This window comes from Oscillatoria nigro-viridis PCC 7112, assembly GCF_000317475.1.
In the GTDB taxonomy this organism is placed as follows: domain Bacteria; phylum Cyanobacteriota; class Cyanobacteriia; order Cyanobacteriales; family Microcoleaceae; genus Microcoleus; species Microcoleus nigroviridis.
The window spans coordinates 7,302,345-7,328,008 of the sequence record NC_019729.1 but is presented as its reverse complement, the minus strand read 5'-3'; the positions used below and the strand labels follow the sequence as shown (position 1 = coordinate 7,328,008).

At 46.3% G+C, this 25,664-nt stretch carries 23 protein-coding genes; 14 read left to right on the top strand and 9 right to left on the bottom strand.

All coding sequences use genetic code 11. The features are described from left to right. Window position 1: 1 nt before the first annotated feature. Window positions 2–1,258, top strand: coding sequence for an aminotransferase class V-fold PLP-dependent enzyme (locus tag OSC7112_RS30370; protein ID WP_015179513.1), 1,257 nt, complete (start codon window positions 2–4; stop codon window positions 1,256–1,258). Window positions 1,259–1,275: 17 nt separating this feature from the next. Here OSC7112_RS30370 and OSC7112_RS30365 read toward each other — a convergent pair whose 3' ends face one another. The 5 genes from OSC7112_RS30365 to OSC7112_RS30345 form a co-directional block, all read right to left on the bottom strand. Continuing rightward, entirely contained in the window at window positions 1,276–1,587 is a 312-nt protein-coding gene (locus tag OSC7112_RS30365) for a DUF433 domain-containing protein (protein WP_015179512.1), read from the bottom strand. Between the two features lie 26 nt (window positions 1,588–1,613). After that, complete coding sequence (locus OSC7112_RS30360) at window positions 1,614–1,901, bottom strand: DUF433 domain-containing protein (RefSeq protein ID WP_015179511.1); 288 nt, start codon at window positions 1,899–1,901, stop codon at window positions 1,614–1,616. A gap of 4 nt (window positions 1,902–1,905) precedes the next feature. Continuing rightward, the gene (gene mazF, locus OSC7112_RS30355) at window positions 1,906–2,250 is read right to left on the bottom strand and encodes an endoribonuclease MazF (RefSeq protein WP_015179510.1); all 345 of its coding nucleotides are present in this window, start codon (window positions 2,248–2,250) and stop codon (window positions 1,906–1,908) included. After that, entirely contained in the window at window positions 2,247–2,489 is a 243-nt protein-coding gene (locus OSC7112_RS30350) for an AbrB/MazE/SpoVT family DNA-binding domain-containing protein (protein ID WP_015179509.1), read from the bottom strand. The genes mazF and OSC7112_RS30350 overlap by 4 nt, the downstream gene beginning before the upstream one ends. A gap of 379 nt (window positions 2,490–2,868) precedes the next feature. After that, on the bottom strand, window positions 2,869–4,137 hold the full coding sequence (locus OSC7112_RS30345) for a ferrochelatase (RefSeq protein WP_015179508.1): 1,269 nt from the start codon (window positions 4,135–4,137) through the stop codon (window positions 2,869–2,871). Between the two features lie 711 nt (window positions 4,138–4,848). Between OSC7112_RS30345 and OSC7112_RS30340 the strand changes: the two genes are divergently transcribed. The 4 genes from OSC7112_RS30340 to OSC7112_RS30325 all read left to right on the top strand — a co-directional run bounded on the left by OSC7112_RS30340 (window position 4,849) and on the right by OSC7112_RS30325 (window position 8,521). After that, the gene (locus tag OSC7112_RS30340; RefSeq protein ID WP_015179506.1) at window positions 4,849–5,433 is read left to right on the top strand and encodes a hypothetical protein; all 585 of its coding nucleotides are present in this window, start codon (window positions 4,849–4,851) and stop codon (window positions 5,431–5,433) included. Next, window positions 5,426–6,151, top strand: coding sequence for a DUF3120 domain-containing protein (locus OSC7112_RS30335; protein ID WP_015179505.1), 726 nt, complete (start codon window positions 5,426–5,428; stop codon window positions 6,149–6,151). The genes OSC7112_RS30340 and OSC7112_RS30335 overlap by 8 nt, the downstream gene beginning before the upstream one ends. Window positions 6,152–6,346: 195 nt before the next feature. Further along, entirely contained in the window at window positions 6,347–7,195 is an 849-nt protein-coding gene (locus OSC7112_RS30330) for an alpha/beta fold hydrolase (protein WP_015179504.1), read from the top strand. Between the two features lie 108 nt (window positions 7,196–7,303). After that, window positions 7,304–8,521, top strand: a complete 1,218-nt coding sequence (locus OSC7112_RS30325; protein ID WP_015179503.1) for a pentapeptide repeat-containing protein — start codon at window positions 7,304–7,306, stop codon at window positions 8,519–8,521. A gap of 445 nt (window positions 8,522–8,966) precedes the next feature. On the opposite strand, the gene OSC7112_RS30320 is transcribed toward OSC7112_RS30325, so the two are convergent. After that, window positions 8,967–9,845: a choice-of-anchor L family PEP-CTERM protein gene (locus OSC7112_RS30320; RefSeq protein WP_015179502.1), complete on the bottom strand. Its 879-nt coding sequence runs from the start codon at window positions 9,843–9,845 to the stop codon at window positions 8,967–8,969. Between the two features lie 513 nt (window positions 9,846–10,358). After that, window positions 10,359–12,086: a gamma-glutamyltransferase gene (gene ggt, locus OSC7112_RS30315; protein WP_015179501.1), complete on the bottom strand. Its 1,728-nt coding sequence runs from the start codon at window positions 12,084–12,086 to the stop codon at window positions 10,359–10,361. Between the two features lie 1,228 nt (window positions 12,087–13,314). Here ggt and OSC7112_RS30310 point away from each other — a divergent pair. The 8 genes from OSC7112_RS30310 to OSC7112_RS30280 all read left to right on the top strand — a co-directional run bounded on the left by OSC7112_RS30310 (window position 13,315) and on the right by OSC7112_RS30280 (window position 22,761). Further along, complete coding sequence (locus OSC7112_RS30310; protein WP_015179500.1) at window positions 13,315–14,355, top strand: glycosyltransferase family 2 protein; 1,041 nt, start codon at window positions 13,315–13,317, stop codon at window positions 14,353–14,355. Between the two features lie 117 nt (window positions 14,356–14,472). After that, complete coding sequence (locus OSC7112_RS38775; protein ID WP_150111633.1) at window positions 14,473–14,679, top strand: hypothetical protein; 207 nt, start codon at window positions 14,473–14,475, stop codon at window positions 14,677–14,679. 152 nt (window positions 14,680–14,831) lie between these two features. Next, the gene (locus OSC7112_RS30305) at window positions 14,832–15,608 is read left to right on the top strand and encodes a DUF1350 family protein (protein WP_015179499.1); all 777 of its coding nucleotides are present in this window, start codon (window positions 14,832–14,834) and stop codon (window positions 15,606–15,608) included. Window positions 15,609–15,933: 325 nt separating this feature from the next. Continuing rightward, window positions 15,934–17,124: an RNA polymerase sigma factor gene (locus OSC7112_RS36460; protein ID WP_015179498.1), complete on the top strand. Its 1,191-nt coding sequence runs from the start codon at window positions 15,934–15,936 to the stop codon at window positions 17,122–17,124. A gap of 718 nt (window positions 17,125–17,842) precedes the next feature. Continuing rightward, the gene (locus OSC7112_RS30295) at window positions 17,843–18,262 is read left to right on the top strand and encodes a hypothetical protein (RefSeq protein WP_041622809.1); all 420 of its coding nucleotides are present in this window, start codon (window positions 17,843–17,845) and stop codon (window positions 18,260–18,262) included. A 188-nt stretch (window positions 18,263–18,450) separates the two neighbouring features. Beyond that, window positions 18,451–18,990, top strand: a complete 540-nt coding sequence (locus OSC7112_RS30290; protein ID WP_015179496.1) for a DUF4347 domain-containing protein — start codon at window positions 18,451–18,453, stop codon at window positions 18,988–18,990. A gap of 102 nt (window positions 18,991–19,092) precedes the next feature. Continuing rightward, on the top strand, window positions 19,093–19,710 hold the full coding sequence (locus OSC7112_RS30285; protein ID WP_015179495.1) for a calcium-binding protein: 618 nt from the start codon (window positions 19,093–19,095) through the stop codon (window positions 19,708–19,710). Window positions 19,711–20,055: 345 nt separating this feature from the next. Next, entirely contained in the window at window positions 20,056–22,761 is a 2,706-nt protein-coding gene (locus OSC7112_RS30280; protein ID WP_015179494.1) for a hypothetical protein, read from the top strand. 339 nt (window positions 22,762–23,100) lie between these two features. On the opposite strand, the gene OSC7112_RS30275 is transcribed toward OSC7112_RS30280, so the two are convergent. Beyond that, window positions 23,101–23,580: an ATP-binding protein gene (locus OSC7112_RS30275; RefSeq protein ID WP_015179493.1), complete on the bottom strand. Its 480-nt coding sequence runs from the start codon at window positions 23,578–23,580 to the stop codon at window positions 23,101–23,103. A gap of 432 nt (window positions 23,581–24,012) precedes the next feature. On the opposite strand from OSC7112_RS30275, the gene OSC7112_RS30270 reads away from it, so the two are divergent. Next, window positions 24,013–25,149 carry a PP2C family protein-serine/threonine phosphatase gene (locus OSC7112_RS30270; protein WP_015179492.1) on the top strand — a complete coding sequence of 379 codons (1,137 nt, stop codon included), beginning with the start codon at window positions 24,013–24,015 and terminating at the stop codon, window positions 25,147–25,149. A gap of 56 nt (window positions 25,150–25,205) precedes the next feature. Here the strand turns inward: OSC7112_RS30270 and OSC7112_RS30265 are convergent, their stop codons facing one another. Further along, on the bottom strand, window positions 25,206–25,532 hold the full coding sequence (locus tag OSC7112_RS30265; protein WP_041623653.1) for an STAS domain-containing protein: 327 nt from the start codon (window positions 25,530–25,532) through the stop codon (window positions 25,206–25,208). Between the last annotated feature and the right edge of the window lie 132 nt (window positions 25,533–25,664).

The window sequence follows — 25,664 nt, the reverse complement described above, 5'->3', positions numbered from 1 at the left end:
AATGACAAAGGACAATCACCGGCAACAATTCCCAGCTTTGGCCAATAAAGCTTATTTTAACTACGGCGGACAAGGGCCGCTGCCTGAGCCTGCTTTAGACGCGATTTATCAGGCTTACAAACGGGTGCAGCTTGGGGGGCCGTTTTCGGGGGAGGTGGGGGCTTGGGTGGTTCAGGAGGCGATGCTGACGCGACGTGCGATCGCATCTGAGTTGACGGTACCTCCTGAAACCATCGCCCTAACTGAAGATGTCACCGTCGGCTGCAATATTGCGCTGTGGGGCATTGACTGGAAAGCAGGCGACCATTTGCTGCTTTCTGACTGCGAACACCACGGCATTGTAGCTAGTGTAATGGAACTTCAGCGCCGTTTCAACATTGAGGTTTCGATTTGTCCGTTGGCGGCAACTTTGAATGAGGGCGATCCGGTGGCGGTGATTGCTGATAGTTTGCGGCCAAATACTCGCTTGTTGGTTATCAGTCACATTTTGTGGAATACTGGCCAAGTTTTGCCTCTGGCTGAGATTGTGAAAGTGTGTCATGAACCCCCCCTAACCCCCCCTTGCCAAGGGGGGGGACAAGAGGAGTTTTCCCTGATTAAAGGGGGGGGACAAGAAGAATTGCCTGCAAAGAATCACAAAGTTAGGGTATTAGTTGATGCGGCTCAATCTGTGGGGGTTTTGCCTTTAAATTTGATTGAATCGGGGGTTGACTTTTATGCTTTTACGGGTCATAAATGGTGGTGCGGCCCGGAAGGTTTGGGGGGGCTTTATGTGAGTGCTGAAGCTTTGGCAGATTTGCATCCGGTGTTTATCGGTTGGCGGGGAATTGTGACGGATGCTAATGCTAAAGTCCTTGGCTGGAAGCCTGGATCGCAGCGCTATGAAATTGCGACTTCGGCTTATCCTTTGTATGGGGGTTTGCGGAGCGCGATCGCCCTGCAGCACGAATGGGGTACGATCGAGGAAAGGTATGCAGAAATTTGCCGTTTAAGTAAGTATCTCTGGGAGCGTTTGTCGGTACTTCCCGATGTGGAATGTTTGCGGAAATCTGCGCCGGAAGCGGGTTTAGTTTCGTTTCGATTAACTAATGGGATGCCGCACAACAAGCTTGTCAATTTGTTGGAGAAACAGGGAATTATGGTAAGGACTATTCTTAATCCTGACTGTGTGCGGGCTTGTGTTCACTATTTTACAACTGAGGCGGAGATTGATAAGTTGGTTGGGGCGATCGCCATAGCGAAGTTTTCATTTGAGTAAAACTTTAGCATCGGCAGTTATTCATTTTCAGCAAGCCACAGCTCGATTTCTTCTCGGTTTTGTTCGTAATAGTTCGCAACCGCTTGCAAATCTTGAAGGGTGAGTCCTGGATAATTATAGAGAAGTTCGGCTTCAGTTGCGCCCTGTTGTTGGTAGGCTATAATCGTCCAGACGGGAATGCGGGTATCGCGAATTCGCGCTGCACCGCCACAAATTCCTGGAGTTTTGTGAATGGGATGTTGAAGGGTTTGGACGAATTGCAGCGTTTGTGCTAGCAAGTCATCCGGCAGTGTTTCAATGGTTTGGAGAAGTTGTTCTTTGATGGTCATAATCGATATCCAGATGCAATAGCGATTTACAAATTGGCAGCTTCGATAATTCGCTCAGCAGCAATAGAGGCATCTATTTCCTGAGAGTGGGCTGCATAAAAAGCGAAAACATCGTTCACTTGAGCTTCACTTAAATCATACTCAGTGGCAATTTGGTTTGGCGAAAAACCCCATTTATGGGCTGCAATGACTACTGTTTGCACGCGCAAGCGAGTGCCGCGCAAAACGGGTACGAGTTCGCCGCTAGCGCCGCGCACATAGGTAATTTCAGGAAAAGCGCGATCGTCTGATTTCCGCAGCCCCGTGAACTCCATGCTTTTAGAATAACAACGGCTCTATTTTAGCTTGCACCTCTTCAATTACATCTTGAGATACCGACTCAACCAATCGAATACCGCGAGCTTTCCAGTCTAAACACTTAATTTGATCTGCAAGAATTACGCCCTGAACTGTTAATCCAGTGGGTAGGATAACTTCAAAAGGATACCCTTTTTGTTGTTTTGTAATCGGCATAAATAGAGCTAAGGAGCTTTTCTCGTTGTAGGAGCGAGGCGACAGCACAAAAGCAGGTCTAAGTCCTTTTTGCTCGTGTCCCTTAGTTGGGTCAAAGTCTAAATAAACGATATCGCCTCGACTCGGAATGTAGGGATTTGATTGTGTCACCAAACTTCGTTCCCCACAGCAACTCCAGTATCAATCTCAGTATGAAGATTCTCTGGCGTCATTGCTTCGATCAGCTCCTCAAGCGAATACCGCCGACGAACGATAGGCTCGATTGTCAGCTTGCCATCTATCAAGATAAGCTTCACTTCGGAACCCTCAACCAAGTTAATCTTTTTAGCTAAATTCTGTGGAATCCGAATAGCAAGACTGTTTCCCCATTTTGCGATCGTCCCAACCATAGCCTGAACCTCTAGTTAGTGATATCACTCTGAGGAATTTACTCTTTCTCAGAGAATGTATATACAGAGTATATACAGTGTAGCGACTGAGCGGATGTTTGACAAGCACAGAAAATTTGATAAAAAAGCCGTAGCTTGCGGGGCGGGACGCCATCGCCCTTTCCCTAAAAACACCAAAGGACGATCGACTTTTGACCTCAATTAATCTGAACTGACGCACTCAATTAGTATAGCCGGGGCGGGTTTATCTAGATTGTTTGTGAGGCTCAAATATTATCTGTAAAACCCGCCCCTACAGGGCATCGTAGGGGCGGGTTTTACCAGCCATCTATGTTGGAAACCAACAATATAATAAACCCGCCCCCACCCAACGACTCAATTAGTGACTGTGCCCGTGCCCCCCGTGAGAATGCCCGTGCCCTTCGTGAGAATGCCCGTGCCCGCCATGAGAATGACCGTGCCCGTGAGAATGACCGTGCCCGCCATGAGAATGCCCGTGTTCCCCGTGAGAATGACCGTGTTCCCCGTGAGAATGGCTGTGCTCGCGGTGCGCGGAAGCCAAACTCGGATTAACAGCAACCGCAGTCTCACTCAACAACGCTTCAATCTGCGGATTTGCCCACTCGGCCGCCATTTTCAGAAACTCTGGATGGTCGTTAACGCAAGGCAATTTGCGGTAAGTAACTCCTTTACGCTGTTTCTGCAAAGACTCAATCACGTGGTCAACATCTAACAATGTTTCGTGATTTTCTGTCGCAAATCCGATCGGCATAAAGACGATCGCAGTTGCACCCAAATCGATCAAATTCTTCGCAGCCAACGTCGCATCCGGCTGCGTCCATTCAATCAGCGGCGTGTCGTGATTCAGCCAACCCACCGAAATCAAAGGATAGCGATACATCAAACGTTCCCGCACGCGATCGTACAAAGCTTGACTTTCCACAATCCCCGAAGTAAAGCCCTTCGCTTTGTGCGGACAACCGTGATTCATCAGCACAATTCCAATCTGAGAAGGCAAATGCGCTACAGCTAAATCGTTCTTAATTTCCTCTTCCACCAAATCCGCCATTAGCTGGATGTAAGCAGGTTCATCGTAAAAAGAAGGAATGTAGCGCTGTCCTTTTACCCAATGTTCCTTACCATCAAAGGTTTGTGCTAAAGCCTTATTCACCTGTTCGACTGCAATGCCGCTGGTGAAAACAGAATCAACTACCAGCAAGGGATAAATCAGAATTTTGTCAAATCCTTCTGCTTTAATTTGCGGAATTACTTGTTCCGGCAAAAACGGCGCGCAAAAGTTAAAAGCTTTGAACACTTTTACTTTATCGCCCCATTTCTCCTGTAAATTCTTTTCAATCCCGGCGCGCTGCTGTTCAAAAATTGCATTGTGCGGCGAAACGAATTGACCGTGTTGGTGACTCCACTCGTGCAAGTCAAAGATTGCTAAAATCTTCGCCAGCGGCGGATAAATCCAAAGCGGTACTGGCGCAAACTTTGCCGTAAGCAAGTTTAAAGCTTGTTCGTTGTAGTTGGCAAAATCGTCGTAGCTTTCAACTTCGCCGTAACCCATCAGCAATACAGCAACCCGATCGTTACTTGCGGGTGCCGCAGATGTTTTGAAATCGATTTTTTCTGGAGAAGCAACCACTTTGTATTCCTCAATTTTATTTATTCTAAGAGATCCAGACAGGATGAAGGGTGAAAGGGAGATTTTTCATTGTTTGCGATCGCACGACTGACGTGCGCGGGGCTGATTCCCGGTTTGTGCGCCCATACTTCCCGGTCAAACCTCTTATTTATCCTAGAAACCGGATTGATGAGCATCAGTCCTAAGTGGGTTTTTTGACCAAGAATTTCTTGATGGTACCCGCCACGCGATCGATCCGTGGAATCAATCCCAAATCGAAAATCCTCAAGAAAGAGCATTTATCCGTGGGGTCAATCTAAAATCTAAAATCTCAAATCTAAAATCGATTGACCCTGACCGGAAATTCGTCGGGCAGCTAAGCTGGCAGGTCTCTAATTTTCACAGTCCTGTTTCTTTAAGCTTTTGTGGGGTCGGCTTCGACGCCGCCAGAAAAGTTAAATCTAAATACAGAACTGCTTAAAACTAGAATCAGGCTTTGCTAAGCTTGACAGGGAATGGGGCCGGGGGGGATAAGTTTTATGTTTTCTTAAGACTCCCTCACCTTGCCTCAGATTAATAGGGTTTGGAGCGTTCCCAGCTTTTAACTTGGGGGGATACTCTTCAAACTTCACTCTATTATAAGTTTAACACCCTATCCCCAGGGGTAGTATATGATATAGTAGGCATATGATAAAGTTATGTTGCGAACTATATTAACTTTCTTGACGAACTATGAGACTGGTAATATGCCCCGGAGTCCACGAACCAAAGCTAACCGACTGTTTCCTGGCGGGACTTTCGGCGGTTTGGGGACTGGCAGCCGATCGCCCAAACCAGCAAATAGTCGATCGTGTCAAGATTTTTCCCGCTCATAAATATCCGCCTTTTTCAGCTCTTGACATCTGGCATTTTTTGTGCAGCGAAGAGTTGGCAGGAGAAAGTCTAGTATTTGTCAGCTTTTCGGCAGGAGTAGCCGGGGCGATCGGGGCGGCTTGGATGTGGCAGCAACTCGGCGGCAAAGTCGGGGCATTTTTTGCCTTAGACGGTTGGGGAGTACCCCTGGGAGGCAATTTTCCCATCCACCGCATCAGCCACGATCGCTTTACGCACTGGAGTTCGGCAATTCTCGGTGGCGGTGGAGAAAGCTTTTATGCAGATCCCGCGATCGAACATTTGGATTTGTGGCGAGATCCCCAAACGGCAAAAGGCTGGCACGTCAGCCAAACCGTAGCCGGGGTTGAGACTGTCGCACCCGCAACTGCAGCAAAATTTTTAGTCCACCTATTGAAACAATACGGAGTCCAATCAGTTGTTTAATCTAAATTTAGTATCCTCAGCGATCGCACCTATTGCCACCATCGCCCGCCTCGACAATCCTGTCACTTCAGGCACAACAAACAGCATCAAACAGTGGTTGATATTTAGCGCCTCAGCATTTTTAGTCTCTATTCCAGTCTTCGTGCAAGCACCGTTAGTGCGTTTATATCCAACCATCAGTTTGCTGTCAACTATCCCCTGGTTTGTTCTGAGTTTAATTCTAATTTTCCGCCCCAAAACCCAACTTTGGGGAGATTTATTATTAGGATTTGCCGGATGCTGGCTGGCAGGTTCTATCTATTGGGGCTGGTTTAGATGGGAACCTATTTTACATCTACCTATAGAAGCAATTGGCTTGCCTTTTGCTATTTGGTGCTTGGGCAAATCTTGGGGAAAAGTTGGCAGCTATTTTTATTTAGGTTCTCTATTGGGTACTGCTATTACCGATTTATATTTTTATTTAACAGGGTTGATGCCCTACTGGCGGCAAGTTATGCACGCGGAACCGGAATTAGCTATGCCGATTTTTCAAAGTGCGATCGGTCAAATCGAAACTCCTTGGGGCATAGGTTGCGCTCTAGTTTTAATCGCTGTGTTGCTAACAGTCGGTTTGCTGAGTTTGCGCGATCGAGAACTGCACTGGCGCGCTTTCAGCGGCGCGGTGTTAAGCACGCTTTTGGTAGATGGTTTATTTTGGCTGGCTGCTTCTGCGGCTTAAGATTTATGATTGGTTCCTATGTTGGTAATTTTTGACCGCAGATGCGGGCGGATTGGCGCAGATTAACGCAGATTTTTTGGATGGATGTAGTCTTGAGATTCCCGACTTTTTTAAGAAGTCGGGAATTTGGGTATTTAGTGAACAATTATGAGTTAAAATCTAAAATCTAAAATCTAAGAATCCCAAATCAATATCATGTCTTTCATTTCTATTCGCGGTGTAGAACATTATTACGAGTGGATAACGGCAGATAACAGCGCTGGGCACAGCGGGAAACCAGTGATGGTATTCCTGCACGGCTGGGCGGGCTCGGCGCGCTACTGGGAAAGCACGGCACGGGCTATTGCTGATGATTTTGATTGTTTGCTTTACGATATGAGAGGTTTTGGTCGATCGCCTTTGCCAAAAGAGCCTCCTGAGTCCAGCTACGAACTCGAAACCTACGCCCGCGACTTAGCTGAATTATTAGAATCTCTGAATTTAAGCCGCGTCTTTCTCAATGCTCACTCCACAGGTGCCTCAATTGCTACTTTATTTCTCAACCTTTACCCCGAAAAAGTAGAAAAAGCAATTCTCACTTGCAGCGGGATTTTTGAATACGATGAAAAAGCCTTTACAACTTTTCACAAATTCGGCGGCTATGTGGTAAAATTTAGACCTTCTTGGCTGGCATCCATCCCGTTTGCCGATCGGCTGTTTATGGCCCGATTTTTGCGCCGTTCCCTGCCCAGAGAGGTCAGTCTGGGGTTTCTCAAGGATTTTTTAATGGCAGACGAGCAAGCAGCTATAGGTACAATGGTGACGGCAGTCAGCAAAAGAGCAGCCGAGGAAATGCCCCAAGAATTTGCGCGGCTGAGTGTTCCCACACTGCTGGTGGCCGGAGAATTTGACCAAATTATCCCCGCCATCATGGGAGAGCAAGCGGCCTCCCTGAGCAAAAAAGTAGAATTTGTTATAATTCCCAATACGGCTCACTTTCCGATGCTGGAGGATGCAGCAACATACTTGCAGCGAATTCGAGAATTTTTGCCAGCAGCGGCTTAGCTGAGTTATTGTTCATCTAATGTACGATCGGAGAAGCAAGCTTTGAGAACGGCTTTGGCTCCGATCTTAATTTTTAATTCCTAATTTCTTAAAGCGAAAGGTGGTACAATGAACGACCTCGACCAATACTATAAAGTGCTGGGACTGTTGCCGGGAGCTTCCAGAGAAGAAATTACCCAAGCCTACAAGGATTTAGCGTTCATTTGGCACCCCGATCGCATCCCCAAAGACAATCCCAGACTACTACAGAAAGCTGAAGAAAAGATTAAGGAAATTAATCAAGCTCGCGAACAATTGCGATCGATTCAACCAAGAGGTCAGAATCAGAACGTTCAGCACAAACATACTCAGCACAAACACACCCAGCACCAAAACACCCAGCAACAAAACGCTCAGTACAGAAACACCCAGCAACAAAACACCCAGTACAGAAATACCCAGCAACAAAACACCCAGTACAGAAATACCCAGCAACAAAACACCCAGCAACAAAACACCCAGTACAGAAATACCCAGCAACAAAATACCCAGCAACAAAACGCTCAGTACAGAAACACTCAGCAACAAAATACCCAGCAACAAAATAGCCAGCAACAAAATAGCCAGCAACCCCATACTCAGTACAGAAACACCCAGCAACCCCATACCCAGCAACCCCATACTCAGCAACCCCATACTCAGTACCAAAACACTCAGTACCAAAACACTCAGCAACCCTATACTCAGTACCAAAACAATCAGTACAGAAATAGTCAGTATCCAAACACCCAGCACCAAAACAGCCAGCCACCACCGGCCAACCCAAAAGAACCCCGCTACTCTTCTGAACCCTCTTCAGGAAAATATGCTGGAAATTATGCGGGAAACTATGGGGGAAACCCTGCCGGGCCCTATTCAGACGCATCCCGCTACCAATCGCAGCCACCGCCATCTCAGTCTTACCGCCAAGCTGGGCCGCAAGCTCCCGATTTGAGCGGTTCCAACTTCAAAGGAGCTTCCTTAAAAGAAAAGGATTTTTCAGGAAGAAACTTGAGCAATGCAAACCTGAGTGAAGCCGATTTAAGCGATGCTTTTCTACACAACGTCAATCTCACAGGCGCGAATTTGTACCAAGCAAACTTGTTCAGGGCTAATTTGTTAGGAGCTTGTTTGATCAATGCCAACTTGAGAGAAAGTAACTTAATCGGAGCCGATTTGAGCGGTGCTGACTTGAGCGGTGCTGACTTAACAGGAGCGAAAATTGGTTACGGCGATCGAGTTATGGTCAAACTTACCCGGACTACATTAACAGGTACAATCTTACCCGACGGTACTGTTCATAGCTAAATTATTTAGTTTTTAGTCAGTGGTTGTAGACGCGGGTTTTACCCGCAATATTTGCTGCAATTCCAAATACAAAAAAATCCGCCCTTTGCGAATTAGGGATAAAAACTTATATTCTGTCCGCTAGAACAACCGCCATAAAATTGGTTCGTAGTGAGGCGGTTCGTCGTCATAATTTTATGAGGACTTGCATTCCTCGCTGCGTACCCATAATGCTTAAATTACTTGACATGATATTACGCGATCGCGATCGCACAAACCTAGTTTTTTTACCCGGTTCAAGAACTGCAACGAGGTCTTTTCGTTCATCAAACCCCGTTTCTGTCTCCAACACGCCTAAGCGAGATTGATATTACTACAGCAACGGCCCAAATGGTTCCTGTTCAGTTTTTTCCTTCTTCCTTCTTCTTTCTTCCTTCTTCCTTCTTCCTTCTTCCTTCCGTCGTTATTAATTACTGCCGCTATGGCGAGTGCGTAACTTTCGTCCAGCAGCCAGCATAGCGCCTCCCGCCATCAAACCCCCCACAGTCATCGGTTCGGGAACTGGCTCAGGTTGAACTGTCCCCACAGAACCGCCTTTAATAAATACAGCAGAATCTAAATTGCCATCGCCCACATCTTTAATGCGGATGCTGAGAACATTCGTCTGATTTTGCTTGAGCAAACCCTCAAAACCTAAAACTTTAGTAAAACCGTCGAGCTTAACGATGTTAGCAGCAATACCTGTCAAACTGGGGTTGTCAATATAGTCTGGGTGATCCTTAGAGCGATTATATGGATCTGGAACAAGATTATTAATCGTAACTGTTTTTCCGTCGCTCAATTTAGCCAAATTAGTGCCGTTCAGCAGCAGTTCAAAATCGTCATTATATTGAGAACCGCCGAACTCAGGAAACTCCTCAGAAGCAAATACATATTCAAAGAACAACTTTTGAACCGTGCTATCAGCAAAAAAGCTGAGATTTAGCTGAGTCAAATCCCCCTGTTCACCCTTAGCCCCAAAGTCCGTGTTTAAATCGCTGTCCTTTGTCGTGAAGTTATCTTTCCGATTTTTACCCGGTATATCGGCGACTTTACCAGTGCTCAGAACAACACCCGAGCTCAAACCGAAGGGATCATTAGTGAAAGTACCAAAAGCAGCAGAATTACCCGTAATTGAAACAGAGAAATTACTCAACCCCGCTGTTTTAGCACCCAATAAATTATTTTTTAAAGTCTCGATGTTATTAGTTGCCCCTACCGAAAATGCCATTGCTGGCGCTGCCAACAAACTCAGAGCAGTAGTTAATGTAGCTGTTAAGGCAGCATTTTTGTGAGTAATTATCATAAATTTTTCCTGGAAGATACAAACCTGATTCTATGCACAACTTAATTTTTACATGATATAACTATTAATGTCTAGTGCCTTTACAATAACTTTACACATAAGTGTATCTACGCTTTTTGTGGTTAACTTTTTTGGTAGTTCTTGGCAATTAGTCAGCCGATAAACCTCAGCGCAAAAATACGGAGGCAAAAATACACGTACAGAGACTAATAATTTCAGGACTTACGCAGTGGAGACAAAATAAACCGGGTTTTGATACCGTTGGCCATCTCCAAAATGACTAATGACTAATAGCTAATGACTAACGACTAATGACTAATGACTAATGACTAATGACCTACCCCAAAAAAACCCTACAAACCCCCGATTCCTGTGGTAGAGGGATCAAAATTTTTGACCCTAGTTCAACATCCCAGATTCATCTCTGGAGTAAATCTAAAATTTTTCGACTGAGGGCGACTCGACGGATCGCCGAAGTCTAAAATCTAAAATCTCTAATCGACTGACTGTTGACTAAAACCCCCTTGCTTCTCCTTCGCCGCGCCGATCGGCAGCCGCTTCTAACCAACCGTCTGCAGTCAGGACGATCGCATTGGCATTGCCCCAGCCGTCACCTTCGACAATCAGGTGTCCCCGCCGCCGCAACTCCGAAAGCGTCGCAGCCTCAAAACCCCCCCGTTCCACCATCAGGCGATCGGGCTGCCACTGGTGGTGTACGCGAGGTGCAGACACAGCATCGCCGACATTCATGTCGTAAACCAATACGTTCAGTACAATTTGCAACACCGTGGTAATAATCGTGCTGCCTCCGGGAGCCCCCGCAGCGAGGCGAAATTTGCCATTTTCTGTCACGATGACCGGCGTCATGCTCGATAAAGGAGTTTTCCCCGGGGCGATCGAATTTGCCTCAGAGCCCACCAAACCAAACAAGTTCGGCACTCCCGGCGCCGCTGCAAAATCATCCATCTCGTTGTTGAGCAAAATTCCCGTACCCGCAGCCACGACTCCAGCCCCAAAACCCCCATTCACCGTAAACGTCAAAGATACCACATTGCGCTCTTTGTCAACTACCGTGAGGTGGGTAGTTTCGGGAGACTCCCACAGGAGACGGCTCAAAGTTTCAGCGTCAACAGCTTTTACCTCGCTGGAAGGTCTGGCTTTTGACATTTGGATTTGCGATCGTCTCAATTTGACATAATTGCTGCTAGTCAGAGCTTTGACCGGTACACTCACAAAATCCGGGTCGCCCAAATACTCAGCCCGATCGGCATAAGCAATCCTCATGCTCTCCGCCAGCAAGTGCAAAGTATCTGGACTTTGCCTCCCCAACCTTTTGAGATCCGTATCTCCCAAAATATTTAAGATTTGCAACAAATGAACGCCGCCGGAAGAAGGAGGCGACATGGCGCAAATTTCGTAGGTGCGAAAGTTGCCGCAAACCGGATTTCGCCAAATCGGCGTATAGTTTTTCAAATCTTCGAGAGTGATAATGCCGCCGTTTTTAGCCATGTCGGCGGCGATCGCCCGCGCAATTTCCCCGGTATAAAAACTTTGCGGATTTTGTGCAATCTGCCGCAAAGTCCGCGCCAAATCCCGCTGCACCAAAAGCTCACCCGGCTGGTATAAAATGCCACCGCGAGTAAAAACCTCCCGCGCCGCCCGGTTTTTTTTGAACACATCCTGTCGTCGCCCGGTAGCCGTGGTAAAGCGCGAACTTACCGGAAAGCCTTTTTCAGCCAGGGCGATCGCCGGCGCCACCACCGCAGCCCAAGGCAACTTACCATACTCGCGGTGCACCGTATAAAGTCCAGCAACAGTACCCGGAATACCCGCCGCCAAATGCCCGTCCAGACTTGCCCTTGGGCGCACCTTCCCTTGCTTGTCGAGGTACATATCCCGCGCCGCCCGTTTCGGAGCTCGTTCGCGGAAATCCAGCGCTTGCACAGTACCCGTTTCCGCCCGCCGCAGCAGCAAAAAACCCCCGCCGCCGATACCCGCCGAAAAAGGCTCCACCACCGAAATCGCCAAAGCCGTAGCAGCCGCCGCATCCACTGCATTGCCCCCCTGTTGCAGCAGGGCCAGCCCCGCAGCGCTCGCCAGAGGGTGAGCCGAAACTGCCATCCCCTGTTTGCTGCGCTGCTGTTGCAAATTTGGCTGTAGCTGCTGCTGGCAGCCACCCAACACCAAGACTGTTAGGCAACAAGTAGAAATTTGCACTTTGCTCGAGAACTTTGGCAACATTTTTTTACGGGTGAGGATTTTTTACAGTATAATTTTACGATCGTCTTCCCTAAAACCTAGCGCTACTAAGTTCAACCGCAGATAAATTACCTGTTATGGCAGACGAAAAAACGATTTGACCCTAAGAGGCTCTCGCGGTACAATAGCAAGAGAGAAATCAGGGAGAGCTTATGGCAATTTAATAATTAAACAAGTTTGAAAAAGCATCTTTTTTGAGAAAATACAGATTTCAAAAAAGCTGATGAACGCAGAAAAACGGTGTTGCCGATCTACGGTAGGAAAAACTAAAGACGCAAATCATATAAACCCAAATTCACAAAGCTTCTGAATTTTCACATTATTTTTGTTTCATAGCCCGATCGAGCAACAGCAAAACAATCAGTATTTTAGGTGATGGCTATGGTAATGCAACACATATAGCAATCCTTGCAGGAGCCGTAAATTTTTTACCCCACCCCAACCCTCCCCGAACCCGCTCGGAGTCCGTAAGAAATTCACCAATGATGCGAGGATTGCTATGGCAGACTTATTAAGTTTTTTGGCAGGGGTTTCATTCGATCTAGGGGCAATCCCCCGTGGCTGCCCCCATGTCTGAAACTTGTGAAATCGTCTGTGGGGGGTAGGTACGGGCACTACCCCTACAAATTCGCGATTTTCGTGAGAATTAAACCGCCCTGCCTTTTTGGGTAGTTGTTCGACTGGTTAGTCGATCGATAGAACAGGATTTACTGACTCTTAATATTGAGGTTGATTAAATAATTATAATTAGGTTTGTCATAAATTATCAAACTCCTCACTCCACGGTTTTGGCGCACTAAAAACCATTTTATGATAAGCGATTAACCGGAAGAGAACTGAGTCACAAACCATTTTTTTATAGCTGTATAGCGATCGAACCAATAATTTTGGGTGATTCCGGGTTTTTCTAGGTAAGTCCTATTTAAGTAAAAAGATGCGATCGAATTTAGGACAACTCCAGTCCCCGGAAAAAACCCTCAATCCCTCGCAGCCGTCGCCTTTGTTTTATAAAAATTGCCCGCGAAATAATAGTCTGCACTCCGGTTGCTAACGGCTGTCCCCTCCTTACGGTAGATAACACAGAGGTCGGTAAACCTGTTATAGTGGCAGTATTTAGGCAAGTTTCCTGACTGCAGGTACTTGCACGTAAAGGAGTCAGAGTGTCTGCTTAGAGACTGTACTTCGGCGAACAACTACCAAACCACACCTAATGCAAGTTATGAACAGCCAAAAAGTCAGCGTCATCATTCCTGCATTCAATGCTGCCGACACTCTGGCCGAGACAGTTGCCTCCGTACTCAACGGCACCCACAAGAATCTAGAAATTTTAATTGTTGATGACTGCTCTACTGACGCTACTGAAAAAGTTGCTGCTAAGCTGGTCGAGCAAGATTCGAGAATTCAATACTTCAGGAATCCCCAAAATTACGGGGTTTCTAAGTCGAGAAATTTAATGATATATCGCGCCACAGGCGAGTATGTAGCGTTTATCGACAGCGACGATACCTGGGAACCCAATAAGTTAGAAGTTTGTTTGAAGATGCTCGCAGACAATCCCGAAGTCAAAGCTGTCGCTCACGCTTTGCGATATTTAGACAAGCACGGTAAGAAGTTGAGTTATATTCCCACCTATCCTACAACTAAAGCAGAAATGCAGGCGATTAAGGAGACAGGCGAAAGCCCTTGGGTTTTCCCGTCTTCTGTTGTAGTCGATCGTTCCATTCTTGTCGAAGAAGGCGGGTTTGCAGAAGATTGGCAGGTAGGAGAAGATACAGAGTTATTTACCAAACTTGCTCAAAAGTATGGCTTGCTAGCGGCGACAGAACCTTTGGGAAATTATCGAATTAGAGGGAACTCTCTCACAGATAAGCACTGGCTGAAGAAGCGCATAGCTTCAGATTGTGTCAAGGAAAACCAACTGCGGCGCTTGCGGGGAGAAAAAGAGTTATCACTCCAGGAGTACGAAGAGTTATGTTTTAAGAATTTGCCGCTTTTGCAAAGGCTTAACAAATTTCGAGAAGTTTTGGCAATGCACTACATGAGAAAGCTGGGACAAAGTTGGTTAAATCGGGAGGTTTTGCCTACTATTGTTTACGGCGTGGCTACCACGTTGCTCAATCCTCAAGCTACTGTGCACAAGTGGAAATGGATGAAGACTCACGAAAAGTTGAGTCATCAAACCGCAGAAGGTATCAGTCATTCGCCACAATTAAACCGCGAGCGATCGTCTGAAATCGGGGGGCTGCCCTAAAGGATGTTATAGTTGTATGCGGGTTGAGTCAAGAAATTAGGTGCTGCCAATAACGCCGAATCGAAGCCGATCGCCCTTGGGCGGATTAATACGCGATATTGTGGTTTTGAGGGGTATTTGACTGTTCATATTCTGTCGGGTCAATCACCCGCAAAACCAGCTACAGCCGCTTGCAGCCGTGCGGTAGGACAGTATATACAAATCTTTGAAACCTGCGATCGGATGTCAGCCTTGATTTATTCGGCCGCCAGCTTCAACCCTATACAGGGCGAAAACAGCAGCGATCGCCAGCCGTGCTATTTGCCTTCACAACAGTTAGAATAAATAATGTATAAGTAAAAAGGAAAGTTTTTTGAATGAAAAAATGGGTAGCAAACCCCTTTTTGAAGCAGAAAATAAAAGCAAAAATTTATAAAACATTCTGCCTCCTACCTTCCGAGGACGATCGCCTTTTTACTTTGAATTAGATTGAATTTATGGACTGGCAAGAAATTTCTGGCAATTGGGTATTCATTCCCTCTAAACCCATCGCGATCGTACATTTTCTCGGCGGCGCATTTGTGGCGACAGCACCGCAACTCACTTATCGCTGGCTGTTAGAGGCTTTGGGGAATCAAGGATATGTTGTAGTAGCAACGCCGTTTGTCAATACTTTGGATCATATTGCGATCGCCCGCGATGTCCTCAACAAATTTGAAAATGCCCTCGATCGCCTGCGGGCCACTAAATTGCTCAAATCTTCCTATCTCCCCATTTACGGCATGGGACACAGCATGGGATGCAAACTTCACTTGCTGATCGGTTCTGTTTTTGACGTAGAAAGGGCAGGCAATATTTTGATCTCTTTCAACAATTATGCAGCATCCGAAGCCATCCCGATCGTCGAGCAAATTTCCCCCGTCTTTAACGTCGAGTTTACCCCTTCCCCGCAAGAGACTAATCGCCTCGTCCAAAATAGCTATCAAATTCGGCGCAATCTTTTAGTCAAATTTAACGGCGACAACATCGACCAAACCCTGCTGTTGACCAAACTGCTAAAAGCACGATTTCCCGACATGATTACAGTTCAGACTCTGACTGGCAACCATCAAACGCCCTTGGGGCAAGATGTTAGCTGGCCTGTGGGTCAAATTTTTACACCCTTCGACGCGATCGGGCAATGGGTCAAACAAGAAGTGTATCGAGAATTAAATCAATTAAAACGGACAATTCTGCTGTGGCTTAATCCTCTGTCAAAGGATTTTAAATCTTAAAGTTCAGATTTTAGCTTGGTGACATTAAATTGAACAATTACGCATAAACACTATTTGTAGTGCTTAGGTTTTACCTAGTCGCTACCAATAGTGTTTAAAATTCGTTGGCGTAAGTCCTAAAACTGCCAAGGGATGTCTCAGCTATGCACTCATAGCGGCGACGATCCTACTTTTCCGACTTTTCCGACTAGAAAGATCCGACTTTTCCGACTGACTTGAGCCTGAGTGGTGAGTCAACATAGCGATAGGTGCATCTGAGGCTAGGTAAATTACTGCCTAAATTAATCGCAAGTAGTTTGTCCACTTAGAGTTTCAGGCTCCACTGATGTTAAATTGTAGTTCTGCATCAATTCCTTGCTCAGGCACTCAAGATATAGATTCAGCTTTTTGGAAAAAATGGCAGGATAATCAAGATTATCTTTACCGTTGCTGTCGCAAGTGGATGGGCAACCCAACCGATGCTGAAGATGCCCTCAGTCGGGCGATGCTGAAAGCTTGGGAGAAAGCAAGAGATGGTACGGATGATATCAAAAACTTTAAGGCTTGGTTAACCAAACTGACTTATAACCTGTGCGCCGATATCCATCGAGAGCGCAACAGGGGTACACTAGGAGTTGACAGTTTAGACACCATTGCTATAGGAAACGAGACCGAATTAATTAGCCAAGAGGAAACACCTGTTCGCGCTGCTATGCGGAGAGAAGTCGAATTATTTTTTCGCGCCGCAATAGATGAGTTGTCTGATAGATTGCGCGAGACTTTTATTCTCCATTTTGAATCAGGGCTATCTTATCAAGATATTGCCGAACAGCTTGGTATATCTTACGATAACGTCCGCAAGCGCATTTCCCAAGCGCGGGCAATTTTGCGTCAGCGGTTCCATGAAAATTTCGGGGAAAATGGGACTGACTCTAATTTGTCTAATCCTAAGTCGAGGGTTTCTCCTCAGTCCATAAAAGGGAAAAAGTCTCAGAATATTGTTGAAAAAAAACCGGTTACAGAGGAGATTGAAGAAAGAGAAATTGTTGCCGGTCGGGAAATTCAAGAGCCGGTTTTAGTGAATGCTCAATCAGATGGGGACATAGGAGAAAGAGAAATTGTTGCCGGCGGGGAAGTTCTAGAAGCGGCGGTGTGTGTTTTGCATCTAGGTGCGAACGATGATTCGCCGCTACGTATCTTGGCAAATAGTCTGGGGGATGACAGCGAAAAATCGATCGCGCCTAACGCCTACAGCGGATTGCTTTCGGAGTCTTGGGAAAGCCAAAAAGCTCTTGGTGTGCAGGCATCATTAATGCAGCCCTCACAGGGCTGTTGTACCATCAGCGACTGCAATCCGCTGTATTCCCAGTTTCTTAACAGAGAAAACCCATACTTGACCGATGTTCGATCGCCAGAAATGCGATCGGGCCAGCGTGCAGGAGGCATATCGCGCAGCGTTGCCTCTTATGTATCGCTTTTTCTACTGTACTGGAGGATGTGGGCAGACAGTGGCGGCTGCTGGCTTTGTTCCATCTGAAAAATAGGCAGGCAGAAAATCGCTTTAAATCAGTAGTGCGTAGGTTGGGCCCGTGGAACGAACCCTCCGTTTCACTCCGCCCAACATTTTCCTTAACCCAAGCGTATTGGGCATTAATGCTGCCGCGAGCTGCAATCCCCTATATTCCCGCTTTCTCTATGACCCAGCCCAAAAACTGATACCGTGCCACGTACTTAAGTCCTGGAAACATAAAAATTTTAGACCCTAGTTCAAGATCCCAGATTTATCTGTGGGGTAAATCTAAAATCTAAAATCTAAAATCTAAAATCGATTGACTGGCGCTGGGCGCGATATGGCGCTAGGCAGAATTTGGCATGGAAAAATTCGGCATCCCTGGTTTCGTCAATCTAGATTTTCAGGAAGAGATAGACCAATACGCTTGGGTTAAAACTATTTATTGCTCGGAGATCCCCTTAAATCCCCCGAATCGTTGCGGGGACGCAAGAGTAAGTTCTTGTCCCCCCCTTTGTAGGGGCGGTGCCCCCGTGCCCGCCCTAGGCGCCAGGGGGATCGAGCTTAACTGAACCGTATTGAGAGATCGACTGCGTAGCAGGAATTGGTCAAATCCTCCCTCGAACCGCGTCACCTCCCAAAAGTCAGATATGTCATCTATCTAAAGACTGAATTATTCACAAATCGCCTTCGGGAAACGTCTAACTAATAGAACACAAAAAACCAACCCTGGAGTTGAAAAATGATGATTCGTCGTATTGCTTTCGTTAGTGGTCTCGTTATTCTCAATGCTTTTGGTTTCGCTACCGTAGCCCGTGCCGGTGAAGGTGGTGTGGCAGGTTCTGCGGCTTTCACTGTTACCAACAATGCGGTTACAGGTGTGGCTGTCTCGGCTGCTGTCGGTAAAGAAAACGCTTCTGCTGCTGCTTTCAACTATGGTAATAACTTCTTTGGTAATAGTAATCTACAGAACTCAGCTTGGGCTCTGGGTAGTGCAGGGACACAGAATTTTCAGGCTGTCGGCGACCCGAATGGTTTCAACGTTACGCCCAATGCTGACGGCAACAGAGGTCTTGCACAAACCAATACATTTAGTGCTGGAACTGTCACCGTGCAGCTTGGTACCGCTACTGGCAATGCTGTTGTTAAGTCTCCCACTCCCTAGAACGGTTGTGAAAGGTTAGCAGGCTAGCTAACCTCGCCCATCAATCAATTTGATCTCGTTTCAGATATCTGATCAGGATCTCAGCGACCCTCCAGCCAGTTAGTCAGCCGAGATCCTTATTATTAATAGGGTGTTTTTATCCGCAATACCTTGTGATGAATAACAGGACACTCCCCAGAGGAAACCCCATGCTCAATACTTCAAAAACTATCAATCCAGCCACCAGAATTGTTTTTATCGATGCCGGAGTAGAAAACGCCGATCTACTCATTGAGGGTGTCATTTCCACTACTGAAGTTTTTGTCCTAGATGGGACGGCCGATGGCATGGAGCAAATTAGCCTGGTTTTACAACACCGTCAGAATATCGATGCCGTTCATATTATTTCCCACGGTTCCCCCGGTTGCTTGTATCTGGGAAATAGCCAACTGAGTTTAGATACCCTCAACGGCTACGCGACTCAACTGCAACAGTGGAATGTTGCCAACCTCGTCTTCTATGGCTGTAAGGTTGCAGCCGGAGATGCTGGCCAAGAGTTCATCGCACGACTCCACAAACTAACAGGCGCTCAAATCGCTGCCTCTGCCCTACCCATTGGCAGTGCCGCAGGACTCGGCGATCGTCTGTTGCTCAATAGCGCTGTGGTGAGGACGAACGGTATTAGCTTCCGTAACAATTCAGCAATTGGCGGCCACGGCGGCAACTTCTGCGACTTTTTTGCACGCTGACCTCTGTAACTATTTCACCGCCAAGTTTTCAGGTGTGTATGGAGGTAAATTATCTCTTCGCTACTTTGACGCAAATTCACTATTTTCAGGAGAAATTATTTCATGGAAGGCAATAGCGGCTCACTAGACCCAATAATCAAGCACCCCTTTTATAATCCAATCTCCGGTACACCCAATAACGACATTCTGCGGGGTACTGCGACTGATGACCAAATCGACGGTTTTGCAGGGAGCGATGCCCTCTATGGTAACGCCGGAAACGATGCCATTGATGGCGGCGACGGCAACGATATTGTCTATGGTGGCAATGATAACGATGTGCTGTTGGGGGGTAATGGCAGCGATCGCCTTTATGGAGATGCCGGTAATGACGAACTCCTCGGTGGTGACGGTGATGACATCCTCTATGGGGGTGATGGAAATGATATCCTCAATGGCGGTGCAGGAAGCGATCGGCTTTATGGTAATGCAGGGTTTGATACCTTTGTTTTGGCATCGGGAATGGGTCTGGATTCCATCTACAATTTCCAAGATGGCGTAGACAGAATCCGATTAGATGGAGGTTTAACTTTCGGCGCTTTACAGATTGCCCAAAGTGGCACTTCCACCTTAATTAAAATTGCATCAACAGGAGAAACCCTCGCTTCTTTAATTAACACGAATTCCGCCTTGATTGGGGCGGCTGATTTTAGCAGCGCTAGCGCGATAGACGTTACCTAATTGTCTCTATTCTGAAATTATCAGGTGCGTTAACTTCCGTTAGCGCACCTTTGATTATAATTTTAGAATTATTAAAAATTCAAAATATTCATGCAATAAACATTTTTTTATTGCATCTATAGCGAGCCTAAATAAATTGTGTAATTCTTGTAGGGGCAAACCCCCCGTGGTTGCCCCGATCGGTGGGTAGGCACGGGGGCGCTACGCCTACATATTTGTACCAATGATTTAGATGCACTATAACAATATTAAAGCCAGAAATTTAATTGTTATTAAATCATCAGGATCTCAGAGTTAAATCACTGTATTAACTCATATATTTCATCCCTACTTGCCGCGCTTTTAATGATGATTAACCTCCTCAAATTTATCGTTAACCCTACTGCGCTCCTCTCAACAGCATACAATGGTAGTATTGTCGGTTTGACTCTCCTGAGCATCGCTTACTCAACCCCAGCTATAGCAGAAACTCGCTCCAATTTACTCGACACATCCAATCAACTGGAGTCCTCTGCTGCGAGTGTTTCCGACCTTCCAGAAACCAGCCCTTTATCAGAAATACCCAACTGGTTTACTTCTGCTACAAAATTGGAACCCTCATCCCAAAATTTAGCCTCTGAACCTCAACCCACAGAACCCCAATCAACTAACAATCCTAGCGGATTGCCCCAACATTCAGCGCCATCTACTGACTCCGATTACATTATTCCACCACGAATTGCTCCCAGTGTTTCCCACCTTCCAGAAGCCAGCCCTTTATCAGAAACACCCAACAGGTCTACTGATGCGACAAACCTGGAACCCTCATCCCCAAATTTAGCCCCTGAACCTGAACCCAAAGAACTCCAATCAACTAACAATCCTACCGGATTGCCCCAACCTTCTGCGCCATCTACTGACCCCGATTACATTATTCCACCTCGAATCGCTCCAAGTGTTTCCGACCTTCCACAAGCCACCCCTTTATCAGAAACACCAAACTGGTCTACTTCTGCTACAAACCTAGAACCCTCATCCCCAAATTTAGCCTCTGAACCTGAACCCACAAAACCCTCATCAACTAATAATCCTAACGGATTGCCCCAACCTTCTGCGCCATCTACTGACCCCGATTACATTATTCCACCTCGAATCGCTCCAGACGAAAAAATTAGCCCATTCACGACTACTTTACCTCTCAATGACATTCCTATCAGCCATCTAACTGAATGGGAGTTTAGTGGTTTCCATACTTTTGCTGACACCACAGACAGCGATATTTTTTTTAATGGCACTCTCAAACTTAACAGTCGAGTCAGTGAAAGCTTAAGCCGAAATAATATTTATAGAGTAGACCAAAAAGGCACTTATTTTCAACTGCGGACTGTTCCCCTAGAACGAACAATTACAACCACAACTACCGCACCCCAAACCATGACGGGGTTAGAAATTCAAATGAGTTTAACGGGGGCTTGTATTTTTCCCAATACTCCCAGTGACCAACAATGTACTTATACCCCAGGTTTAGTTATCGATCGCAATAGTATAGATCCAGAGTTTTTCGTACCTACCCGCGTCTTTCAAACGTCTCAGGTTGGGGAGGTTGTCAAACCGGAAACTTTGGCTTTTATGCAGCTTCCAGGCTTTCAAGGGGGAACCAGCAGTCAACCGATTGGCGTCGATTTTTATTTTCCCAATTCTGGTGCTTATCCGGGAAACAGCCAATCCCAAAAAACAAAAGTTGAGAGAAAAGAAGAAGTTGACTATACGATTGCAGGTACTGTTTCCCGAGTTCGTCAAGTTGTTAAAGCCAACGATCGAGAAGCCGTTTTAGGACGAACGATTCGAGGCTTTACTCTCTTTGTTGATGATGAAAATCGCTGGCTCAATACGGCAATTCAAGCGGGGGCGCAAATTTTACCCGATGTCATTCCTAACCTACAAGGCAGTAAAAATCCGGTCAATACTAATATCAACCGCAACTTATTTCTAGCGGCTAATAATACTCGTTTACCCAGCAGTAGTTTTACGATATATTCCGCCGGAGTCGGACGGGCAGAAAGTTTAACGCCTAATGTCACCAGCTTAAATCAAGTTCCTAGAGCCAATTATAACAGCCTTTGGCTCGGTCTTTCTCCCGTGATCGATCGCAATATTGAAGATGGTCGAATCTTTTACGATCCAACAGGGCCACAAGTCACCCTTGTGGATGCTGGTGCAGAAGGTGGAGCAAATACCAATGTACAGTTATTCTCTGCGGTTAACCAAAATCAGTATTCTACTGCCAATTTGCAGAATTTTTATGCCCAAGTTTATTTAGGTTTTTTACAGCAAGATGTCAATTTTGTTAGAGAAAGTATCTATCGGGAAAAAAGCCGTTACTATCCTCATCTCAGCTTTACCGGAAACTGGACGGGAGGTGAAGATATCCTGCGATACTATACGGGTGTGATTGCTTCAGAAAAGCCCAAACTCTACCTCGGTGCTGATTACACGAGAAACACGCTAAACAATTGGAGTTTTCGGGGCGGTGCGATTGGTTATCTCAACCCCGATCGCGATTATTACAGCCAACTTTGGGGGAGTGTCGCCAAAACCTTTCGCTTCAGTAGGCGGGCAAATTTAACCTTATCAACTGGCTTCAATTATGCTCTCGATCGAGAAACAAGAATTGGTGATGTAGTTAGTATTTCACCAGCTAGTGAAGTAGCCCTTAGCGCTCGCCTGAATTGGGGAATTTTTTCTCTGGGTTTGACCAACTATTTTGGTGATATCCTACCCAATTCCTACGACGATCGGTTACTGGCTGAATTAACCATCCGTCCTCTAAGCACTCTCACTCTGTCTGGTTATATCGCCCCCATCGATAAAAACTCAACTCGCTCTCTCTACGGTGCTAGTGTAAGTTGGCAACTGGAAAATAACTACAACAGTCCTACCCTATCCCTCAATTGGCAAAATAAGCAATATGATTATGGTGATGATGTTTTTGGGAATCGTTTATTATTGAATGATAATGTTTTTACGATCCTTTTTCGCATTGGTTCTCCAGCTAATCCACTCTCTCGTTAATGTTACCCATATTAGAAGCCAACTAATTTGCTAAAATAAAAAATCAGACTTCTGCCTCATCCCCGCCTCTGAAACGTTTGAGAACATCTAGACCAATATAAATTCTCACCGAGATTACCTCATTTGCGAGTTAATCTGCTTCGGACGGCAGAACCATAATGTTTTAGCACACTAAGTACGGAAGAACCGGAAATACCGATGCTATGGGAATTGCCAGTATCTAGGGAAGGAGTCAAATCAAAATATAATCAAGTGCTACGCAGCTTTAAAGTCGCGCACTGTTCTTAGGGGGCGGGAAGATGGGCTACCCTCAACCCTTCCCCGCTAAAAATATTAGTGTTATTTTCGATCGTCGATACAGGGCGAATAATTTTTGACCATCGACAAACAGTTCCGTCCATCAGCCGTTCTCTCGTAACTAATACTGTCTGCGATGTCTTTGATCAATTTTAGACCCCGCCCGCCCGGAGAATGAATATCGACTTTTTCCGAAATATCTTGGATTTTTTTCTCTAAATCAAACGGATCGCCCCAGTCCCAAATTTTAATCTCTAAAGATTCAGCTAACACCGCCACCTGAATGTCAACAGGCAAATCCGCTGGTTTGCCCTTGTGGGCGTGACGCACCGCATTCGTAAAGCCCTCAGCCAAAGCTAACTGACACCGTATCCACACACTTGTAGGAATTCGCGAGTCGTACAATTGTGCAAACCACGACAAAACCCAGCTTAATCCATTCAGACCTGTATTGACTTGAAGATCCGCTTTTTTTAGCATCGGCAACTTTTCGGAACCCTTTAATTCAATCACGCTCACCACAGAAGTTCTTCATCGGCCAGCGGGCAAAATACAACGAGACACAATACAAGCAGATAAAATACAACGAAGCCAAGTATAACTGCGGCAAAATTGAACGGTAGTTTGAGGATACTAGCTTTGGAGGGCCGTGGATCGATGTCTAATCCACTAATCGGTTAGCCACTATACCATAAATAGCACTTCCATGTCAACCAGCGCCTGTGGCAAATAAAAGTCTATAAAAATTTATATTCTGAGTATAAACTGAGTGAAGTTCGATCGCGCCAAATTTCCATCAAATTTTAACGTAAATTGAACTCAACGACCCGCCCTCAAAAGCAATTACCTCGAAAGCGATGTCAATAAACTATACTCAATCTCAGACAAGGGCGCTGACAGGATATATTTTAAATGGCCCCCAGACCTTGAAAAACTTGTAGTACCTAAGTGCCCATGTTTCAAATTCTGGTTATTGACGATGATACGGCTGTTCAAGAACTGCTGAGAAGAACCCTGAAAAAACAGGGTTACGAAGTAACAGTAGCAAGCAATGGCGAAGACGGTGTAGCCCAGGCGCAAAAATTGCGTCCGGCCCTGATAATTTGCGATTGGATCATGCCGCGCTTGACCGGCATAGATGTCTGCCGTCGAGTTAAGGCAGATCCGGATCTGTCAACTACACAATTCTTTTTGTTGACTTCTTTGGGTTCGATCGCCGATCGAGTCAAAGGGCTCGACGCCGGTGCCGACGACTTTATCTCCAAGCCGATCGAACTCAACGAATTACAAGCGAGAGTACGCGCCGGATTGCGGCTGCACCAACTCAGCCGAGATTTGAAAATAGCCAAGCAAAGTCTGGAAGCAGAGTTAGCCGAGGCCGCCGAGTACGTACAATCGCTGCTGCCAGATCCGATGACGGAACCTATCAGCATCGAAGCAAAATTCATTCCCTCCCGGCAGTTGGGGGGAGATTGCTTTGACTACAACTGGCTGGATGCCGATTATTTGGCGATTTACTTGCTCGACGTAGCCGGTCACGGTTTGCGGGCGGCGCTGCCTTCGGTGGCAGTTTTGAATTTGCTGCGATCGCGCGCGCTCCCCAACATAGACTACTACAAACCCAGCGACGTTTTGCGAGCCCTGAACACCACCTTCCAGATGAGCTACCAAAACGACAAGTATTTCACCATCTGGTATGGCGTTTACAACCGCATTTCTCGCCAGCTAGTTTATGCTAGCGCCGGTCATCCACCGGCCGTGTTGATTTCCCAGTCCCCTGCGAGCACCGCTAAAATCCAGCGATTAAAAACCCCCGGAATGCCGGTCGGGATGTTCCCCGACGCCCCCTATGTCGATAATTGCTGCGATGTCGAGGATTTGAGCACTCTCTACATCTTTAGCGACGGGGTATACGAGATCCACCAACCTGACGGCAATATCTGGGGGCTTGACCCTTTCATCGACCTGTTAGCAGCTTACAACGGTGCAAGTGCCGACCAGTTAGAGCTGGTTTTGAACTACATTCAAAAGTTGAACGCTAAAGCAGTTTTTGATGATGATTGGTCTTTACTGAAGGTAAACTTTGGCTAGCTGACCTCTTGCAGCACATCTGCGACAAAATAGCAAGAAGGCAGCCGCCAAAAGATTTAGTTAGTTGAGAGAATTTTGCTATTAAAAGCATCGCGGGTTTGAAATATCTCGAAAACTCGATCCATGCTGGTGAGTTCAAATAAGATGCGGATTTGCTCGTTGATAGAACAGACAACTAATTGACTCCCAGCGGCCCGGACTGTTTTGAGTGCCAAGACTAAAGCGCCCAAACCAGAACTATCCATAAATGTCACATCAGTGAAGTCTATCAATACCACATCGGCTCCCGCTTCCACTAGGTCGCTAATCTCTTGGCGGAATTGACTTGCCTTGGTGCCGTCTAAAATGCCAGAGGGCTGAATAATTTTAACTACAGGACTCATATTTTGCGGTGGGAATGTCAGAATTTCTAGCCAGACTAGGCTAGTATAGCTGCGAGATGGACTCCGAGCCAAATAAGAGAGGGGGAAAGTGCCAGAGCCTGAGAGCGGGAGAATTGTTTTGAGTGCAAAAGA